General features: G+C 61.5%; 12 protein-coding genes, 1 tRNA gene and 1 pseudogene. 6 read left to right on the top strand and 8 right to left on the bottom strand.

Going from position 1 to position 17,785, the window contains the following annotated elements; genetic code table 11:
* Nucleotides 1–4: 4 nt before the first annotated feature.
* Both QRN61_RS15270 and QRN61_RS15265 read right to left on the bottom strand, forming a co-directional pair.
* Entirely contained in the window at nt 5–1,702 is a 1,698-nt protein-coding gene (locus QRN61_RS15270; protein ID WP_003228190.1) for a molecular chaperone HscC, read from the bottom strand.
* A gap of 198 nt (nt 1,703–1,900) precedes the next feature.
* Nucleotides 1,901–3,319: a short-chain fatty acid transporter gene (locus tag QRN61_RS15265; protein ID WP_003228189.1), complete on the bottom strand. Its 1,419-nt coding sequence runs from the start codon at nt 3,317–3,319 to the stop codon at nt 1,901–1,903.
* Nucleotides 3,320–3,630: 311 nt separating this feature from the next.
* Between QRN61_RS15265 and QRN61_RS15260 the strand changes: the two genes are divergently transcribed.
* The gene (locus QRN61_RS15260) at nt 3,631–4,944 is read left to right on the top strand and encodes an MFS transporter (protein ID WP_098968455.1); all 1,314 of its coding nucleotides are present in this window, start codon (nt 3,631–3,633) and stop codon (nt 4,942–4,944) included.
* Between the two features lie 6 nt (nt 4,945–4,950).
* Here QRN61_RS15260 and QRN61_RS15255 read toward each other — a convergent pair whose 3' ends face one another.
* A complete protein-coding gene (locus tag QRN61_RS15255; protein WP_150368464.1) occupies nt 4,951–6,321 on the bottom strand; it encodes a GntT/GntP/DsdX family permease in 1,371 nt (456 codons plus the stop codon).
* A 237-nt stretch (nt 6,322–6,558) separates the two neighbouring features.
* On the opposite strand from QRN61_RS15255, the pseudogene QRN61_RS27790 reads away from it, so the two are divergent.
* The 3 genes and pseudogenes from QRN61_RS27790 to QRN61_RS15245 all read left to right on the top strand — a co-directional run.
* A pseudogene (locus QRN61_RS27790) lies at nt 6,559–7,287 on the top strand (PAS domain-containing protein); the annotation flags it as partial.
* On the top strand, nt 7,267–7,875 hold the full coding sequence (locus tag QRN61_RS27785) for a methyl-accepting chemotaxis protein (protein WP_372241231.1): 609 nt from the start codon (nt 7,267–7,269) through the stop codon (nt 7,873–7,875). The pseudogene QRN61_RS27790 and the gene QRN61_RS27785, both read left to right, overlap by 21 nt.
* A gap of 153 nt (nt 7,876–8,028) precedes the next feature.
* Nucleotides 8,029–8,628 carry a flavin reductase family protein gene (locus QRN61_RS15245; RefSeq protein WP_097086259.1) on the top strand — a complete coding sequence of 200 codons (600 nt, stop codon included), beginning with the start codon at nt 8,029–8,031 and terminating at the stop codon, nt 8,626–8,628.
* A gap of 90 nt (nt 8,629–8,718) precedes the next feature.
* On the opposite strand, the gene ggt is transcribed toward QRN61_RS15245, so the two are convergent.
* A complete protein-coding gene (gene ggt / locus QRN61_RS15240) occupies nt 8,719–10,551 on the bottom strand; it encodes a gamma-glutamyltransferase (protein ID WP_201137076.1) in 1,833 nt (610 codons plus the stop codon).
* A 270-nt stretch (nt 10,552–10,821) separates the two neighbouring features.
* Here ggt and QRN61_RS15235 point away from each other — a divergent pair, with 270 nt between their 5' ends.
* Nucleotides 10,822–11,931, top strand: coding sequence for a DUF2817 domain-containing protein (locus QRN61_RS15235; protein WP_115988906.1), 1,110 nt, complete (start codon nt 10,822–10,824; stop codon nt 11,929–11,931).
* A 109-nt stretch (nt 11,932–12,040) separates the two neighbouring features.
* Here the strand turns inward: QRN61_RS15235 and QRN61_RS15230 are convergent.
* Nucleotides 12,041–12,117: transfer RNA gene (locus QRN61_RS15230), tRNA-Met, on the bottom strand.
* 115 nt (nt 12,118–12,232) lie between these two features.
* Entirely contained in the window at nt 12,233–14,290 is a 2,058-nt protein-coding gene (locus QRN61_RS15225; RefSeq protein ID WP_285374112.1) for a methyl-accepting chemotaxis protein, read from the bottom strand.
* A 333-nt stretch (nt 14,291–14,623) separates the two neighbouring features.
* On the opposite strand from QRN61_RS15225, the gene QRN61_RS15220 reads away from it, so the two are divergent.
* On the top strand, nt 14,624–15,841 hold the full coding sequence (locus QRN61_RS15220) for an MFS transporter (protein ID WP_285374111.1): 1,218 nt from the start codon (nt 14,624–14,626) through the stop codon (nt 15,839–15,841).
* A 187-nt stretch (nt 15,842–16,028) separates the two neighbouring features.
* On the opposite strand, the gene ychF is transcribed toward QRN61_RS15220, so the two are convergent.
* Both ychF and pth read right to left on the bottom strand, forming a co-directional pair.
* Nucleotides 16,029–17,129, bottom strand: a complete 1,101-nt coding sequence (ychF, locus tag QRN61_RS15215) for a redox-regulated ATPase YchF (RefSeq protein WP_047599160.1) — start codon at nt 17,127–17,129, stop codon at nt 16,029–16,031.
* A gap of 22 nt (nt 17,130–17,151) precedes the next feature.
* Nucleotides 17,152–17,736, bottom strand: coding sequence for an aminoacyl-tRNA hydrolase (gene pth, locus QRN61_RS15210; RefSeq protein WP_285374110.1), 585 nt, complete (start codon nt 17,734–17,736; stop codon nt 17,152–17,154).
* Between the last annotated feature and the right edge of the window lie 49 nt (nt 17,737–17,785).

Raw genomic sequence — 17,785 nt, 5'->3', positions numbered from 1 at the left:
TCCCTTATTGCCACGGCGTGCGATCAAGTTCGCTCAGGTGCCTGCTCAGCTCGGTGCGCACTTCACGAATCTGGCGCTCGTCCTGCGAGTCGAGCGCGATCTGGAATTGCTTGGCCCAATGGCCAATCTGATCGCGCAGGTCGCCCAGGCTTTCCTGGTAGAGGCGTTCGAGACGGGCACTGAGCAGCGTGTTGACCTGTTGCTCGCGCGGGTGAATCTTGAGCTGAGCGAGGTTCTGCAAGCGTTGCTGAATCTCTTCAGGCGTGAGCACGCCGGGGTTGTTTTCGATGACCAGCGAATGTTGTTGCCCGGTCAGCGGAATATTCACCTGGGCCTCCAGCAGGCCGTTGTTGTCATAGGTGAAACGCACATCGAGGGACACTTCGCCGGCCTTGCGTTTCGGCACCTTGATCGCCAGTTCGCCAAGCGCGACGTTGTCTTTGACCAGACGGCTTTCGCCCTGGAAAATCCGCACAACCACCTGCTCCTGATTGTCCTGCAAGGTGTACACGGTCTTGACCCGGCTGACCGGGACGATGCTGTTGCGCTCGATGATGGGCAGGTAGTGACCGGCCTCATAATTGCGGCCAATCTGGGTCGAAGTTTCGATGCCCAGGGTGTAGGAGCAGACGTCGGTCAGCACCACTTCTTCAAGTGCGGCCGAGCGGGCCTTGAGTGCTGCCTGAATGGCTGCGCCTTGCGCCACCACCTGATCCGGATCGAGGGTGATCGACGGAAAACGGCCGAACAATCCGGCGGCAAGTTTGCGCACCAGCGGCATCCGGGTAGTACCGCCGACCAGCAGAATCTCATCAAGGTCGCTGACCCGGATGCGTGCGTCGCGCAGAGCCCGTTCGATCGGCGCGCGCAGGCGCTCGAGCAGTGGCATGTAAAGCGTCGCCAATTCTTGCTGGGTGATGGTGTGGGTCCAGTGGCGGTCACCCAGTTGCAGCCGGAACTCGGCGCTGCTGTCCTGACCCAGAGCCTTGCGCACACGCTCAGCCTCGCGGCGCAGGGGCTGGATGACGCTGTTGCGGTCAGGGAAGTCGGCGACTGAGCGGTGCTGGTCGATAAAGTGTTCCAGCAGCACGCTGTCGAAGTCTTCGCCACCGAGGAAGTTGTCGCCGGCGCTGGCGCGGACCTCCATCACCCCTTCGAACAACTCCAGAATCGACACGTCGAACGTGCCACCCCCGAGGTCGAACACCAGGAACGAGGTTTCCTTGTCGCGTTGGTGCAGCCCATAAGCGAGGGCGGCGGCAGTCGGTTCGTTGATCAGCTTCTCGACTTTCAGCCCGGCCAGTTCGCCGGCGATCCGCGTGGCTTTGCGCTGGGCGTCGCTGAAGTAGGCCGGGACGCTGATCACCGCTTCAGTGACGGTTTCGCCATAAGCCCGTTCGACGTCTTCTTTCAGACTTTTCAGCACCAGCGCGGACAGCTCTTCCGGACGAAACGCTTTGTCTGCCAGATAGACTTCCGTGGCGCTGCCCATGTGACGCTTGAACAGCGACGCCGTCAGGCGCGGATGCGTGTGCAGACGTTCGCGCGCAGCCTGACCGACCAGAATCCGGCCCTGATCATCCAGCCCGACCACGCTCGGCGTCAGGAACTGACCGAGGGCATTGGGCACCAACTCGGAGGATTCGCCACGCCAGACGGCGACGAGACTGTTGGTGGTTCCCAGGTCAATCCCTACGATCATTGCAACAACTCCCTTGGCGCTTGGCAAAAAAATGAAACATATTTTCGGCGCGCAAGGATATTACCGAGGCTGTGATGCGGTAAAGGACGATGATGGCGCTGAGCCATTATTTGCGACAGAAAGCCATGTCGGCGTCGACACGGCGCTGTCAGGAAGGGAAGGCGGGGCGTCGACCGATTGACCGCGCCCCGCACTGATTCAAGGAATAACCGGCGGCGTATACGCCAATGTCGTCCCCAGCACCCACAGCAAGAACAGCACCAGCGGCGTGTGCACCAGCAATTGCACGAACGAGAAGCCGATCAGGTCGCGCGCCTTCAGACCGAGCACGCCCAGCAGCGGCAGCATGTAGAACGGGTTGATCAGGTTCGGCAGGGCCTCGGCGGCGTTGTAGATCTGTACCGCCCAGCCGAGGTGGTATTGCAGATCGTTGGCGACTTGCATCACGTACGGCGCTTCGATGATCCACTTGCCGCCGCCGGACGGGATGAAGAAGCCGAGAATCGCCGAGTACACGCCCATCAGCAACGCGTAGGTGTCGTGGGAGGCGATGCTGACGAAGAAGGTCGAGATGTGATGCGCCAGGGTCTGCGCATCGGCACCTTTGACCGTGGTCAGCAGCGCGGCGATCGAGCCGTACAGCGGGAACTGGATCAGCACGCCAGTGGTGGTCGGCACCGCCCGGGCCACCGCATCGAGGAAGCTGCGCGGGCGCCAGTGCAGCAGGGCACCGAGCATGATGAACAGGAAGTTATAGGTGTTCAGCCCGGAAATCGCGGTGATCGCCGGTTTGCTCGAAAACTCGTGGAACAGCCAGCCGGCGGCCAGCAGCACCAGCAAAATGATCAGCAGCGGACTGTGCTCCAGCCATTCGCCGGGCCGGGTGCGCGGTTGCAGCGGTGGCAGGTTGAACGCCGGGTCGATGCCACAATCCTTGGCATCGCGCGCAGAGTTCGGGCCGGGCGCGGTGGCGTAGGCGACGATGATAGAAATCACGATCAGCGCCAGCAGCATGGCGCCGGACTGCCAGAGGAAGATGGTTTGGGTGAACGGAATCACCCCGGTGATCGACAGGATCGCCGGCGGCAGGCTCGCCGGGTTGGCCTGCAACTGCGCCGCCGATGAGGACAGGCCCAGCGCCCAGACCGCGCCCAGGCCCAGATACGCCGCCGCACCGGCCGCGCGGTAATCCATTTTCAGATCGGTGCGGCGGGCGAGGGCGCGCACCAGCAAACCGCCGAATACCAGCGACAGGCCCCAGTTCAACAGCGAGGCGACCATCGAGATCAGCGCGACCCAGGCCACGGCAGAGCGGCCGTTTTTCGGGATGCGCGCCAGTTTGTCGATCAGCTTGACCGCCGGCGGCGAACTGGCGACGACGTAACCGCCAATCACCACGAAGGCCATTTGCATGGTGAACGGGATCAGGCTCCAGAACCCGTCGCCGAAGGCCATCGCGGCATCGGTGGGTTTGGCGCCCATCGCCAAAGTGGCCAGCGCGACAATGATCACCGCCAGTGCGGCGAATACCCAGGAGTCGGGGAACCAGCGTTCGGCAAAGCTTGAACAGCGCAAGGCAAAGCGCGCAGAGCGGCTATCTTCGATATCAACGGCCACAGGGAGTACCTCGGATTTTTATGGTTATTGTGGGTCTGCAGCACGCTGAGTGCTTTGGGTGGGAGCGGGCTTGCTCGCGAATGCGGTGTGTCAGTCGACGCTGATTTGGCTGACACAGCGCATTCGCGAGCAAGCACGCTCCCACAGGTTTTCACCAGGTGCGGCTGGAGACTGGTCTAAACAGTAAATCAAGCCTGGCTGTTTTGTGAGCTGGTTTTGCGAAACCGGGACTATGGTCTAACGGGTTGTCCCCAGGCAGATTTGCGTAGACCATGGGCGCCTTGGTTTTTTGCCTGCCAGAGTTCTTTGCCATGACTGCCCAATCCACAGCCCGACCGGCGCCATTCAGCCGTTCCGATTACAAGACCCTCGGTCTTGCGGCCCTCGGCGGGGCGCTGGAGATCTACGATTTCATCATTTTCGTGTTCTTCGCCCTGACCCTCAGCCAATTGTTCTTCCCACCGGAAATGCCCGAATGGCTGCGTCTGCTGCAAAGCTTCGGGATCTTCGTCACCGGTTATCTGGCGCGCCCGCTGGGCGGGATCCTGATGGCGCATTTCGCCGATCGCCTGGGCCGGAAAAAGGTCTTCAGCCTGAGCATCCTGATGATGGCGCTGCCGTGCCTGCTGATCGGGATCATGCCGACTTATGCACAGATCGGTTACTTCGCGCCGCTGCTGTTGCTGGCGTTGCGCATCCTGCAAGGCGCGGCGGTCGGCGGCGAAGTGCCGAGCGCCTGGGTGTTCGTCGCCGAGCACGCGCCTGCCGGGCATCGCGGTTACGCGCTGGGCTTTTTGCAGGCCGGGTTGACCTTTGGTTACTTGATTGGCGCGCTGACCGCGACTTTCCTTGCACAAGTGTTCACCCCGGCGGAAATCCTTGATTACGCCTGGCGGTATCCGTTCCTGCTCGGTGGTGTGTTCGGCGTGATCGGTGTCTACCTGCGCCGCTGGTTGAGCGAAACCCCGGTGTTCATGGCCATGGAAGCCCAGCGTGAAGCGCGGGTCGAACTGCCGTTGCGCACGGTGCTGCGCGAACATCGTCTGGCGATGTTGCCGGCGATGCTGCTGACCTGTGTGCTGACGTCGGCGGTGGTGGTGTTCGTGGTCATCACCCCGACCATGATGCAGAAAACCTTCGGCATGACCGCCAGCCACACCTTCGCCCTGAGCGCGTTGGGCATCGTCTTTCTCAACATCGGTTGTGTGATTGCCGGATTGCTGGTCGATCGCATCGGTGCCTGGCGCACGGTCATGCTTTATAGCCTGCTGCTGCCGTTGGGCATTGGTGTGCTTTATAGCTGTCTGATCATGGGCGGCAATTGGGTCGGGCTGGCGTATGCCGTCGCCGGCCTGGGCTGCGGTGTGGTCGGCGCGGTGCCATCGGTGATGGTCGGACTGTTTCCGGCGCGGATTCGCGTGTCGGGCATCTCCTTCACCTACAACATTGCCTACGCCGCGTGGGCGAGTATCACACCGCTGTTGCTGATCGGTCTGATGCCGTGGAGTCCGTGGATCTGCGTGATGTTCTGTGCGGTGATGGGCGCAGTCGGCATTGTCAGCGCGGCGTATTTCGGTTCGCGCATGAGCAGTGTCGGGCGCCAAGCCGTGGCGCCCTGTTCCTGACGAGTGTCAGGTCAGCCAGTGCCACCACAGCAACGTCCCCACCAGTCCCACCACCGAGACAATGGTTTGCAGGATCGACCAGACCCAGATCGTCTGTTTGAGTTGCAAGCCAAAGTATTCGCGAACCATCCAGAAGCCGGCGTCATTCACGTGGCAGAAGAACACGGAGCCGGCGCCAATCGCCAGCGCCACCAGTGAGCTTTGCGTCGCGGCGAGCCCCGCCATCATCGGCGCCAGAATCCCCGCTGTCGTCGTGGTCGCGACGGTCGCCGAACCCGTAGCCTGACGCAGTGCCACGGCAATCAGCCAGGCCAGCAGCAGGTACGGCATGTGCGCGCCTTCGGCGACTTTGCTGATGGTCTGGCTGACGCCGGCGTCCAGCAAGGTCTGCTTCAAGCCGCCGCCGGCACCGATGGTCAGCAGCAACACGGCAATCGGCGCCAGGCTTTTGCGCAGCGTGCCGCCGACCTGTTCGCGCGGCATGCCGTTGGCCCAACCGAGGCAGATCACCGCCGCCATCACCGCAATGCCCAGCGCCACCAACGGTTCGCCGAGGAACTTCAGCGTCAGGGCGACGCTGCTTTCGGGGGGCATCGCGACTTTCGCCAGGGTGCTGCCGAGCATCAGCAGCACCGGCAACAGAATGATCAGCAGCGACAGGCCGAAACTCGGCTGGCGCGGCGCTTTCGGCGGAGCGCTGAACAGTGCGCCGAGCTCTGCCGGCTCATCGACGTGCATGCGTTTCGACAGCCAGTTGCCGTACAGCGGCCCCGCCAGAATCACCGCCGGAATCGCGATGCTGAAGCCCAGCAACATGGTCAGCCCAAGGTCGGCATGCAATGCGCTGACCGCGATCAGCGGCCCGGGATGCGGCGGCATCAGGGCATGCAGGGTGGTCATCCCAGCCAGCGCCGGAATGGCGATTTTCAACAATGGCTGACCCGAGCGACGGGCCATGACGAAGATGATCGGCACCATCATCACCAGCCCCACTTCGAAGAACAGCGGCAGGCCGATCACCATCGCCACCAACGCCATGACCCACGGCAGGGACTTGCCTTTGCCCAGCCCGAGCAGCGTCGAGGCGATACGGTCGGCAGCGCCGGACTCGGCCATCAGTGCGCCAAGCATCGAACCCAGGGCAATGATGATCCCCGCTTCTCCGAGAATCGCCCCGGCGCCTTTGCTGAACGCCTTGGCTACGTCTTCCGGCGGCAGACCGGCGCCGACACCGGCAATGAAAGTGCCGATCAGGATCGAGAGAAAAGGTGGAAGTTTGGTGGCGCTGATCAACACGATGATCGTCGCAATCGCCAGCAGGCAGCAAAGAATCAGGCGGGTGTCATGCATCATCCAGGCAGCGGTCGATAAATCCAAAACGGCACTCCTTATCGGGCGGTTACCTGCAACATGTTGTTGCAATTTGACCTGAGAATACCTGAAGTGGCCGGGCCAGAGCGGTGGCTTTTGTAACCGGCCTGCGCGGTGATAGTCAGAGCCATGGCCTATTGAGATTATTTTTGACTGACCGGTCTCAAACGCTCTTCAGAAAAGTTTTCCAAGGCCGATGGTTAGGCTGCATCCTGCTTTCTACCTGCCTATCGGTACTTTCCCATGTTCAACAAACGCCTCAAGCAAGAGCTGGCTACGCTTCGTGAAGAACTCTCCAGCCTGCTGCAAGTGAAGGAAAGCCTGGAAAGCGAGATGCTGGTGCTGACCCTGGAACCCGATGGCCGGATTCAGTCGGTCAATCAGAACTTCCTTGGCGAGATGCTCTACAAGAGCCAGGATCTGGTGGGGCGCGCCATTGAAGATATCGTTCCGGCGCACGTGAAGGCCGACGACTTTCATCATCGTTTCAAGGCCGCACTGACCCGTGGCGAACATTTCGCCGGAGCCGTGCGCCTGTTGCGTGGTAATGGCGAAGAGGCGTGGCTGCGCTCCATCGTGCAGCCGGTGCGCTCTTCGGACGAGCGGATCAAGCATTTCTCGATCTTCTCCAGCGACCTGACCCGCACCATCGAAGCCTCCCGCGAACACGAAAACCTGATCGGCGCGTTGGTGCGTTCGACGGCGGTGATCGAGTTCGACCTCAATGGCAACGTGCTCAATGCCAACGAGCGCTTTCTGCAGGGCATGGGTTACAGCCTGGCGCAGATCAAAGGCAAACATCACCGGATGTTCTGTACGCCCGAGGAGTACAACAGCGCCGAGTACCAGAATTTCTGGCGTCGCCTGAACAACGGCGAGTTTGTCGCCAACCGCTTCAAGCGGGTCGACAGCCATGGTCGTACGGTGTGGCTGGAGGCGTCCTACAACCCGGTGGTCGATGCCAACAACAAACTGTACAAAGTGGTGAAATTCGCCACGGTGATCACCGATCAGGTCAATCGCGAACAAGCGGTAGCCGACGCGGCCAGCATTGCCTACAGCACTTCGCAGCAAACCGACAGCACCGCTCAACGTGGCACTACGGTGGTCACCGAGGCAGTGAATGTGATGCGTGATCTGTCGCGCCACATGCAGGCGGCTGGTGAGGGCATCGAGGCACTGAACGAGCAGTCGCAGGTGATCGGTACCATCGTCAAAACCATCAGCGGCATTGCCGAACAGACCAACCTGCTGGCGCTCAACGCCGCCATCGAAGCGGCTCGTGCCGGCGAACAGGGCCGGGGCTTTGCGGTGGTTGCCGACGAAGTGCGGCAACTGGCCTCACGCACCAGTCAGGCGACCGAAGAGATCGTCACTGTGGTGCGACAGAATCAGGAGATGGCGCGCAATGCTGTGGCGCTGATGACCGATGGCAAGCTTCAGGCTGAACAGGGCCTGGCACTGGCGGCGGAAGCGGGCACGGTGATCGTCGAGATCCAGGACGGCGCGCAGAAAGTGGTGGATGCGGTCGGCCAGTTTGCCAATCAACTCTCTAACTGACCTGTACTAAACCCTGTAGGAGTGAGCCTGCTCGCGATATCGGTCTGACATTCAACCTCCATGTTGATTGAACTACTGCGATCGCGAGCAGGCTCACTCCTACAGTTGAAGGTGGCGCTACAATCTTCTCCTTTTTCCCCGGAGCAGATCCCCATGAGTGCTTCCCACCGCCGCCCGGTGCCCCTGAACAAAGCCTATCGTCTGCTCAATCACGGGCCGACCGTGCTGGTCAGCGCTGCCCATGACGGCCAGCGCAACATCATGGCCGCCGCCTGGGCGATGCCGCTGGATTTCGAACCGCCGAAAGTCGCCGTCGTCCTCGACAAGTCCACCTGGACCCGCCAGTTGCTCGAAGCCTCCGGCACTTTTGTGCTCAACGTGCCGTGCGTCAATCAGGCTGACATCGTGCAAACCGTCGGCAATACCTCGGGTCTGGAAATCCAGCAGAATCAGGGGCAGGACAAGTTTCAGGCTTATGGCCTGCAAACCTTCGCCGGTGAAACCGTCGAGGCGCCGTTGCTCGAAGGCTGCGTGGCCTGGCTCGAATGCCGCTTGCTGCCCGAACCGCGCAACCACGAGCAATATGACCTGTTCCTCGCCGAAGTCATCGCCGCTCAGGCTGATGAACGGGTGTTCAGCGATGGGCGTTGGCATTTCGACGGGCACGACGGTTTGCGCACGCTGCACCACGTGGCCGGCGGGCATTTCCTGACGATTGGCGATGCGGTGGACGGTAAAATCCTGCCGGTTTGATTAGCTAGCCTCTTGCGGCAGAGGAGCACAATTTATAAGGCACAAAAAAGGCTTACCTCGCGGTAAGCCTTTTGTTTTTCCTGCGTCGCCTCAATCCCCCAACGCTTCCCCTTCACGCCGCGGATCTGCGCCACCTTCCAGCGAGGCTTTCCCTTGCGCATCCTTGACCCGCACGATCGCCTGGGTGCCGCTGGTCATGTCGATTTCATTCACAACATGTCCCTTGTCCTTCAACGCCTGAATCAACGCCGGGCTGAACTGGCCTTGTTCCAGTTCGGTCGGGCCGTTGCGGCTGCCGAAGTTGGGCAGGCTGATGGCGCTTTGCGGGTCGAGGTTCCAGTCGAGCAGGCCGACGGTGGTCTTGGCCACGTATTCGATGATCTGCGAACCGCCCGGCGAGCCGACGCTGGCGAGGAATTCGCCGCTGTTGCGGTCAAAGATCAGCGTCGGCGCCATCGACGAGCGTGGGCGTTTGCCGGGTTCGACGCGGTTGGCGACTTTCTGCCCGTGCTCTTCGGGGATGAACGAGAAGTCGGTCATCTGGTTGTTCAGCAAAAAGCCCTGCACCATCAGGTGCGAGCCGAACGCCGCTTCGATGGTGGTGGTCATCGACACCGCGCCGCCCAGATCATCCACGGCAACGACTTGCGAGGTGGAGATGCGCAGCGGCGAGCGATCCGGCGCGTAGGCCACCTGCACGCCCGGCGGTGTGCCCGGTTGGGCGCTGCCCATGCTGCGTTCGCCGATCAGGCTGGCGCGGCTGGCCAGATAACCCGGATCGACCAGACCTTTGACCGGCACCGGAACGAAATCGGTGTCGGCGACGTATTGCGCGCGGTCGGCGTAGGCCAGGCGTTCGGCTTCGGCGATCAGGTGCACGGCTTGGGGATCGGGTTCGATACCGGCCGGTTTGTTGGTTTTCACAGGTTTGAGCGGTGTCAGCGACAGACGCGGGTCGCGGCTTTCCAGCGCCTGCAAGGTGCCGAGAATCTGCGCCACGGCGATCCCGCCCGACGACGGCGGCGGCATGCCGCAGACCTGCCAGCGCTTGTAGTCGGTGCACAGCGGCGCGCGTTCCTTGGCCTGATAGCGCTGAAGATCATTCAGTGACAGGCTGCCGGGATTGGCGTGACCCTGCACCTTGGCGACGATCTCTTCGGCGATCGGGCCTTTGTACAGCGCGTCCGGGCCTTCGTTGGCGATGCGCTTGAGCACGGCGGCCAGCGCCGGGTTCTGCAGGCGCGTGCCGATGGCTTTGACGCTGCCGTCGCGGTTGAGGAAGTAGGCGGCCATGTCCGGTGATTTACGGATCACCGGGTCGGATTCCAGCAGCGAATGCAGGCGCGGTGAAATCGCAAAGCCCTGCTCGGCGAGTTTGATCGCCGGCTCGAACAGCGTGGCCCACGGCAGGCGACCGTGTTGTTTGTGTGCCATTTCCAGCGCACGCAGCACGCCCGGAGTACCCACCGAGCGCCCGCCGATCTGCGCCTGCGGGAATGGCATCGGTTTGCCGTCGGCCTGCAGGAACAGCTTCTCGGTGGCACCCGCCGGGGCGGTTTCGCGTCCGTCGTAGGTGCGCACCTGTTTGCCGTCCCACAACACGATCATCGCACCGCCACCGATCCCGGAGGATTGCGGCTCGACCAGGGTCAGCACTGCTTGCATGGCAATCGCCGCATCAATCGCCGAACCACCCTTGCGCAGCATCTCGCGACCGGCCTCGGCGGCCAGCGGATTGGCGGCAGCGGCCATGTGTTGACTGGCGTGGCGAGTCTGCAGATCGGTGCGGTAACCGGAAGCGGCCTCCGGCGCCAGCGGCAAGGTCGAGGAGGGCGGGGCGTTGCACGCGGTGAGGGTCAGCGCGCTGATGATCAGCGTCAGGGCAGGCAGGCGAAAGCGGCTCAGGGGCAGGGCTGGAAACACGTGGGGCTCTCCGTCCATGGGGTGAAAGGTCTGACGGACTTTATCGACCGCTCGGTCGCGACGCAAACCGGTGGGCATTATTGTCTTTCTTTTCCGGGCGGATGTTCGCTAGGGTCAAACTCAATAGAACGACCGCAAATATCCCCCTGTAGGAGTGAGCCTGCTCGCGATGGCGTCATAACATTCAACATCCAAGTTGACTGACCCACCGCTATCGCGAGCAGGCTCACTCCTACAAAGGTCAAGCCATAAAAAACACAAGAGGCCGATATGCACAGCGAGTTTCCAACCGAGTCCAGTTACCGCGATCAACGCGAACAGTTTCTGACCGCCGCCCAAGCTGCCGGAGCCACGCTCACCTCCTACGCACATCCGCGTTGCGGCCCCTTTGGCGAGCCCCTGAGCACCGATGTCGCGGTGCTCGGTAATCCGCAGGCAAAGCGCCGGCTGGTGGCGCTCAGCGGCACTCACGGAGTCGAGGGCTATTACGGTTCGGATTGCCAGATCGACTGGCTGAAGACTTTCGTGCCGGGCTCGCTGCCCAAGGATGTCGCGGTAGTGATGATTCACCTGATCAACCCCTGGGGTACGGCGTGGCTGCGGCGGGTCAACGAAGACAATATCGACCTCAACCGCAATCACCTGGATTTCGCAGGATCGCTACCGGACAACCGCGCCTACGCCACGCTGCACGAGATCTACGCCTGCACCGATTTGCACGGCCCCGAGCGTAAGCGCACCGATGCCTTGCTCGAAGCGCAGATTGCCGAACACGGCTGGCCGGCGGTGATGTCGATTGTCGAGGGCGGTCAGCATAGCCATCCCGATGGACTGTTCTATGGCGGCCGCGCGCCGAGTTGGTCGAATCGCACGTTGCATCAGATCATCGACGCCCATGTGGCTGGCGCTGAAACCGTCATGTGCTTCGACCTGCACACCGGGGCAGGGGAGTACGGGCATCCGATGTTGCTGACCATCACCCAGGCGCCTTATCCGGCGTTGGCGCAAGCACAGTCGATCTACGGCCCATGGTTGTACACCTTGCACACCGGCGCCGAAACGTTGAGCGAAACCGGTGTCGCCGCGACGGCTACCGGCTACACCTCACAGGCATTGCTCAATGCGTTGCCGGGCGTGCAACTGATGCCGTTCGTGATCGAATGCGGAACGTATCCGGGGCCGGAGGTGCATCGTTATTTGCGCGATGATCACTGGTTGCATCTGCATGGCGATCCGCTGGATGCGACGGGGCGGGCGATCAAGTTGAAACTGCTGGAGCAGTTCTATCCGGCCGATCCGGATTGGCGGGCGATGGTCGGGTTGCGTACTCGGCAGATCTGGGCGAAGGGGCTGATGGCCCTGTCGGCAGAGCAGACCTGAATAGGTCAGGATTGGCATTGTGGTTAGGGATTTATCTCCTCACCACAGAGGGCGGTTTTCTCGAGGCATAAAAAAACGGCCTACCTTTCGGTAAGCCGTTTTTAGTACTTGGTGGCTACACAGGGACTTGAACCCCGGACCCCAGCATTATGAATGCTATGCTCTAACCAACTGAGCTATGTAGCCAAGTGGCGCGCATTATTCCCCTGAAATGGAAAAGCGTCAAGCGTAAATTTAAAATATTTCTTCTTATTTTCAACCGCTTATCCTCCGACCCCGGAAATCGGGGCTGGGCAGGGCGTCAACGCAGCTGGAATCTCGCGGTATTGGCGCTCAACGCATGGCTGCCTTGGCTCAGCGTGTCCGCTGCGAGGTTCACCGCCCGCGCACCTTCAAGCAAACGCATCGCCGCCTGATCGACCTGCTGGATATTGCCGCTGACTTCATCGGCGGTGCTCGCCTGTTCCTCAACGGCGGTGGCGATCTGCGCCAGGGTGTCAGTGACACTTTGCACCGCGCTGGCGATTTCGCCGAGACGTTCACCAAGACCGGTCACGGCTTCGGCATCCGATTGCGCCTGGCCGCATGCAGCTTCCATCAGGCTCACCGCCTCGTTGACCGTAGCGCGGAGGCTATCGACGGTGCCGGCAATCTGCGCAGTGGACGATTGCGTGCGCTGCGACAGGCTGCGCACTTCATCGGCGACCACGGCAAATCCGCGTCCCTGTTCGCCAGCGCGTGCCGCCTCGATCGCAGCGTTGAGCGCCAGCAGGTTGGTCTGCTCGGCGACGCCACGAATGGTGTCGACCACCAGTTGAATCTGCTGGCCCTGTTCGCTGACTCGACCGAGTGCCGCTGCGGTTTCGTTGAGGCGTTGATTGAGCTGCTGAATGCTCGCCGTGGTGCGCTGGCTGTCGCGGCTACTGTCGGCGGCGATGCGCCGGGTGTGCTGGGCGCTGCCGGACGCCTGTTCGCAACTCTGCGCCACACCTTGCGAAGTGGCGGCCAGTTGCGTGGCAGCGGCGGCGATCTGGCTGATCTGCAATTGCTGCGCCTCGACTTCGCTCAGCGCGCCGCTGGAATGCTCGTTGAGGCTGCGCACCGCGTGGCTCAGTTGTGAGGTTTCGTGATCGACCCCGAGCATGCTCGCGCGCAGTTGCACCACCGCGACGTTGAGCGCGGTGCTGATCGCCGCCAGCTCATCGCGGCCCACCACCGGCACTTGCAGGCTGAGATTGCCGTCACGCAGGGCCTCGGCCAGCAGGGTGATGCCGCTGGCGCTGCGGCGGATCGAAGCCTGCAGGCAGACGAACAGGTACAGCGCCGCCAGCAACAGGCAACCGAAGATCGCCGCGACTACGATGAACTGGCGAATCGCCGAGGCGTGGTAGGCGTCCAGACGCTGATCCAGCGACAGCAGCGATTGCTGGCGCAACGAGGCGAGATCACCCAGCAGAGCATCGAGGCTGCGTTCGAAGTCTTCAGGCTTGAGGGTAATGCTGCCGCCGAACACGCCGTCATCCAGCACTTTCAGCCCTGCGTCCAGACGCTTGAGGCTGTCGTGGTATTGACCGGCCCAGGTTTGCAGATCGCTCGGCATGCGCGCTTCGAGCAGGCCTGCCGTTTTGACAAGCTGCTCGCGGGCGTCGCCGATGCGGCCGCGCAGGTCGCGCAGTTGCAAGCGACTTTGCAGGGTGAATTGTCCCGAGACCACCGAAGCCTGGCCGACGGCGGCGAGTCGACCCACGCGCTCGATCAGATCCGGTGCGTGCTGCGTGGAGATCTGCGTCAGCAGATAGGTCTCCAGCCATGGCGCCAGCGTCAGGCGGTTGTCCATGACGATTTGCTCGCGCAAGGCTTGCAGGGCGCTGAGAGCATTGGTGAAACGGTCGTAACCGTCCGGCCACCAACCGACGCCGCTCAGGCTTTTCGAATCCAGACCGCCGAGCGCGGTTTGCAGGGCTTGATAGCGGGCGAGGGTTTCGCCTTCGGCACCTTCATTTTTCAGCGCGTTGCCCAAATCACTGGTGGCTTGCTGGACGGCTGGTTGAATCGCGTCAAACGCCGCCATGGCGGCGAGGGTCGCCGGGGTCGGCTGGCGATTGGTTTCGGTGGCGCGCCAACGGGCGGCGCGGTCACGCTGGGCGGCGAGCAGGTTGTCCAGCGCATCGAGGCTGAGCAACTGGCGTACGCCGGCACGCTCGCCGGAAATCAGATTGAGCTTGTTGCGATAGTCCTGGCCAATCATCAACAGGCTGCCGGCCAACGGCAGAATGAACAGCAGAAACAACAACTGGAATTTACGCGCGAATCCAAACCGCCCCAGCAATTTGATCCCCGGTGACAAGAAAGCCTGCATGCCTCATGACTCCTCTGGACACCACGCACCAATGGCGTGCATCGCGGTCGTGCGACCTCGATGTCGTGCCCTGCTAAAAGGCCTCGAAAGTTCACTCTCGCCCGCTCTGTAGGCCGGCTCTGTAGCGAAACTTCCCATTCTCGGAGGCCTTTGTAAGGCCGCCGCGTTCGAGGGGAGAAGCAAGGCAAGATTCAGACCATGGCGTTGCGCTATCACTTCGCGTGCGACGGTCAGTCAGTTAGTTAGCTGGCTAAGGGGATGGCGCTGGCGCACCGAAAAATGGCACATTGACGCACCTGCCTGCGTGCACCCATCTGCTGTACGGAAACTTTCATGGCTATCAGCAACGCTCAGACCGCCGCTGCCTCGGCGTCCGCTCCTCCCCAAAGCAGCCCGTTGGTGATGCGTATCATCGGCGCGGTGGCGCTGGCGCATTTGATCAACGACCTGATTCAGTCGGTGCTGCCGTCGATCTATCCGATGCTCAAAGCCAACTATGGCTTGAGCTTCACCCAGGTCGGCCTGATCACGCTGACCTTCCAATTGACCGCGTCGCTGTTGCAGCCGTGGGTCGGTTATCACACTGACCGCCATCCGAAACCGTGGCTGTTGCCGGCAGGTTCGATCTGCACGCTGATTGGCATCGTGATGATGTCGGTGGTCGGCAGTTTTCCATTGATTCTGTTGGCGGCGGCGCTGATCGGTATCGGCTCCTCGACCTTTCATCCCGAGGCTTCGCGGATCGCGCGGTTGGCCTCGGGCGGACGCTTTGGTCTGGCGCAATCGACCTTCCAGGTCGGTGGTAACGCCGGTTCTGCGTTCGGCCCGTTGCTGGCGGCAGCGATCATCATTCCGTTCGGTCAGGGCAACGTGGCGTGGTTCGGTCTGTTCGCGGTGTTTGCGCTGTTCGTGCTGTATCGCATCAGCCGCTGGTACGCCCATCACCTGAACCTGTTCAAGCTCAAGGCCGGGCAGGCGGCGACTCACGGGTTGTCGAAGGGCAGGGTGATCAGTGCGCTGGTGGTGTTGGGGCTGTTGGTGTTTTCCAAGTATTTCTACATGGCCAGCCTCACCAGCTATTTCACCTTTTACCTGATCGAGAAGTTCGACCTGTCGGTGGCCAGTTCACAGCTGCACCTGTTCCTGTTTCTCGGCGCGGTGGCGGCGGGGACGTTCTTTGGCGGGCCGATCGGCGACAAGATCGGGCGTAAGGCGGTGATCTGGTTTTCGATCCTCGGCGTGGCGCCGTTCACGTTGCTAATGCCGCACGTCGATCTGTTCTGGACCACTGCCCTCAGCGTGGTGATCGGCTTCATTCTCGCCTCGGCGTTCTCGGCGATTGTGGTTTACGCGCAGGAACTGGTGCCGGGCAATGTCGGGATGATCGCCGGGGTGTTCTTCGGCTTGATGTTCGGGTTTGGCGGGATTGGCGCGGCGCTGCTTGGGCATCTGGCGGATGTGCACGGGATCGAGTACGTGTATTTCCTGTGCTCTTTTTTGCCGTTGTTTGGCGTGCTGGCGATCTTCCTGCCGCGCACCAAAAAAACCTGACCTACACAATTCCAACGGTGGGAGCGGGCTTGCTCGCGAATGCGGTATATCAGTCGATATTAATGTGGCTGACCCACCGCCTTCGCGAGCAAGCCCGCTCCCACAGGGGGATTGGTGGTGTTGCAAACAAATCTGTAAGGCACAAAAAAGCCGCGTATCAAACGCGGCTTTTTCTTGGGCGTGTCGCTTACACGTTGAAGCGGAAGTGCATCACGTCGCCGTCTTTGACGATGTAGTCCTTGCCTTCCAGGCGCCATTTACCGGCTTCCTTGGTACCGGCTTCGCCCTTGTACTGGATGAAGTCGTTGTAGGCGATGACTTCGGCGCGGATGAAGCCTTTTTCGAAGTCGGTGTGGATCACGCCAGCAGCTTGTGGTGCGGTGGCACCGACGCGGACGGTCCAGGCGCGGACTTCTTCGACACCGGCGGTGAAGTAGGTCTGCAGGTGCAGCATTTCGTAGCCGGCGCGGATCACGCGGTTCAGGCCAGGCTCTTCCAGGCCCAGAGCCTCGAGGAACATGTCTTTCTCTTCGCCGTCATCGAGCTCGGCGATTTCCGCTTCGATCTTGTTGCACACCGGAACCACCATGGCGCCTTCTTCTTCGGCGATGGCCTTGACCACGTCCAGGTGCGGGTTGTTCTCGAAACCGTCTTCAGCGACGTTGGCGATGTACATGACCGGTTTGGTGGTCAGCAGGTGGAAGCCCTTGATCACCGACTTTTCGTCAGCGCTCATGTTCTTCATCAGGCTGCGCGCCGGCTTGGCCTCGGTGAAGTGCGCGATCAGTTGCTCAAGCAGAGCTTTCTGAACCACGGCGTCCTTGTCACCGCCCTTGGCGTTGCGCGCGACTTTCTGCAGTTGCTTCTCGCAGCTGTCGAGGTCGGCGAAGATCAGTTCCAGGTCGATGATTTCGATGTCGCGTTTCGGGTCGACGCTGTTGGACACGTGGATCACGTTGTCGTCTTCGAAGCAGCGCACCACGTGAGCGATGGCGTCGGTTTCGCGGATGTTGGCCAGGAACTTGTTGCCCAGACCTTCACCTTTCGACGCGCCGGCCACCAGGCCTGCGATGTCGACGAATTCCATGGTGGTCGGCAGGATGCGCTTTGGATTGACGATGGCCGCCAGGGCTTCCAGACGTGGATCCGGCATCGGCACGATGCCGCTGTTCGGCTCGATGGTGCAGAAGGGGAAGTTCTCGGCCGCGATCCCGGATTTGGTCAGGGCGTTGAACAGGGTGGACTTGCCGACGTTAGGCAAGCCGACGATGCCGCAATTGAATCCCATGGTGTTTCCCCTCGGATTAGAGTCAGGCCTTCTGGCTGTGCAGGTTTTTCATCGCGCGGTTCCATTCACCGGCGAGGATATCCGGCAGCACGCCGAGGGCAAAGTCGATGCTGGCATCGAGTTTTTCCTGTTCGGCGCGTGGCGCACGACCCAGGACGAAATTTGAAACCATACTGGCGACGCCCGGGTGGCCGATGCCAAGCCGCAGGCGGTAGAAAGTATTCTGATTGCCCAGTTGCGCGATGATGTCGCGCAACCCGTTGTGACCGCCATGGCCACCGCCCTGTTTGAGCTTGGCGACGCCCGGAGGCAGGTCGAGTTCGTCGTGCGCCACCAGGATTTCTTCAGGCTTGATGCGGAAGAAACCGGCGAGTGCCGCCACGGCCTGGCCGCTGCGGTTCATGTAGGTGGTGGGAATCAGCAGACGAACATCCTGACCCTGATGCGAGTAGCGTCCGGTCAGGCCGAAATATTTGCGATCGGGCACAAGGTTGACACCTTGCGCGGCAGCGATGCGCTCAACAAAAAGGGCCCCTGCGTTATGCCGGGTCTGTTCGTATTCAGCGCCTGGATTACCCAGGCCAACGATCAGTTTGATGGCAGTCACGATAGGGGCCCTTCCTTGGAGTGGTGGTTAACATCGCCGCGATCAGTGA

It is taken from the genome of Pseudomonas sp. lyk4-TYG-107, assembly GCF_030209055.1.
GTDB lineage: Bacteria > Pseudomonadota > Gammaproteobacteria > Pseudomonadales > Pseudomonadaceae > Aquipseudomonas > Aquipseudomonas putida_A.
Note: the sequence above shows the minus strand (reverse complement) of the source record. Positions and strands in the feature narration are given on the sequence as shown.

What these genes read in the sequence shown, in the direction of transcription:
- QRN61_RS15270 (WP_003228190.1), bottom strand. Translation starts at nt 1,702, where the DNA reads ATGATCGTAGGGATTGACCTGGGAACCACCAACAGTCTCGTCGCCGTC.
- QRN61_RS15260 (WP_098968455.1), top strand. Translation starts at nt 3,631, where the DNA reads ATGACTGCCCAATCCACAGCCCGACCGGCGCCATTCAGCCGTTCCGAT.
- QRN61_RS15245 (WP_097086259.1), top strand. Translation starts at nt 8,029, where the DNA reads ATGAGTGCTTCCCACCGCCGCCCGGTGCCCCTGAACAAAGCCTATCGT.
- QRN61_RS15235 (WP_115988906.1), top strand. Translation starts at nt 10,822, where the DNA reads ATGCACAGCGAGTTTCCAACCGAGTCCAGTTACCGCGATCAACGCGAA.
- QRN61_RS15225 (WP_285374112.1), bottom strand. Translation starts at nt 14,290, where the DNA reads ATGCAGGCTTTCTTGTCACCGGGGATCAAATTGCTGGGGCGGTTTGGA.
- QRN61_RS15220 (WP_285374111.1), top strand. Translation starts at nt 14,624, where the DNA reads ATGGCTATCAGCAACGCTCAGACCGCCGCTGCCTCGGCGTCCGCTCCT.
- ychF (WP_047599160.1), bottom strand. Translation starts at nt 17,129, where the DNA reads ATGGGATTCAATTGCGGCATCGTCGGCTTGCCTAACGTCGGCAAGTCC.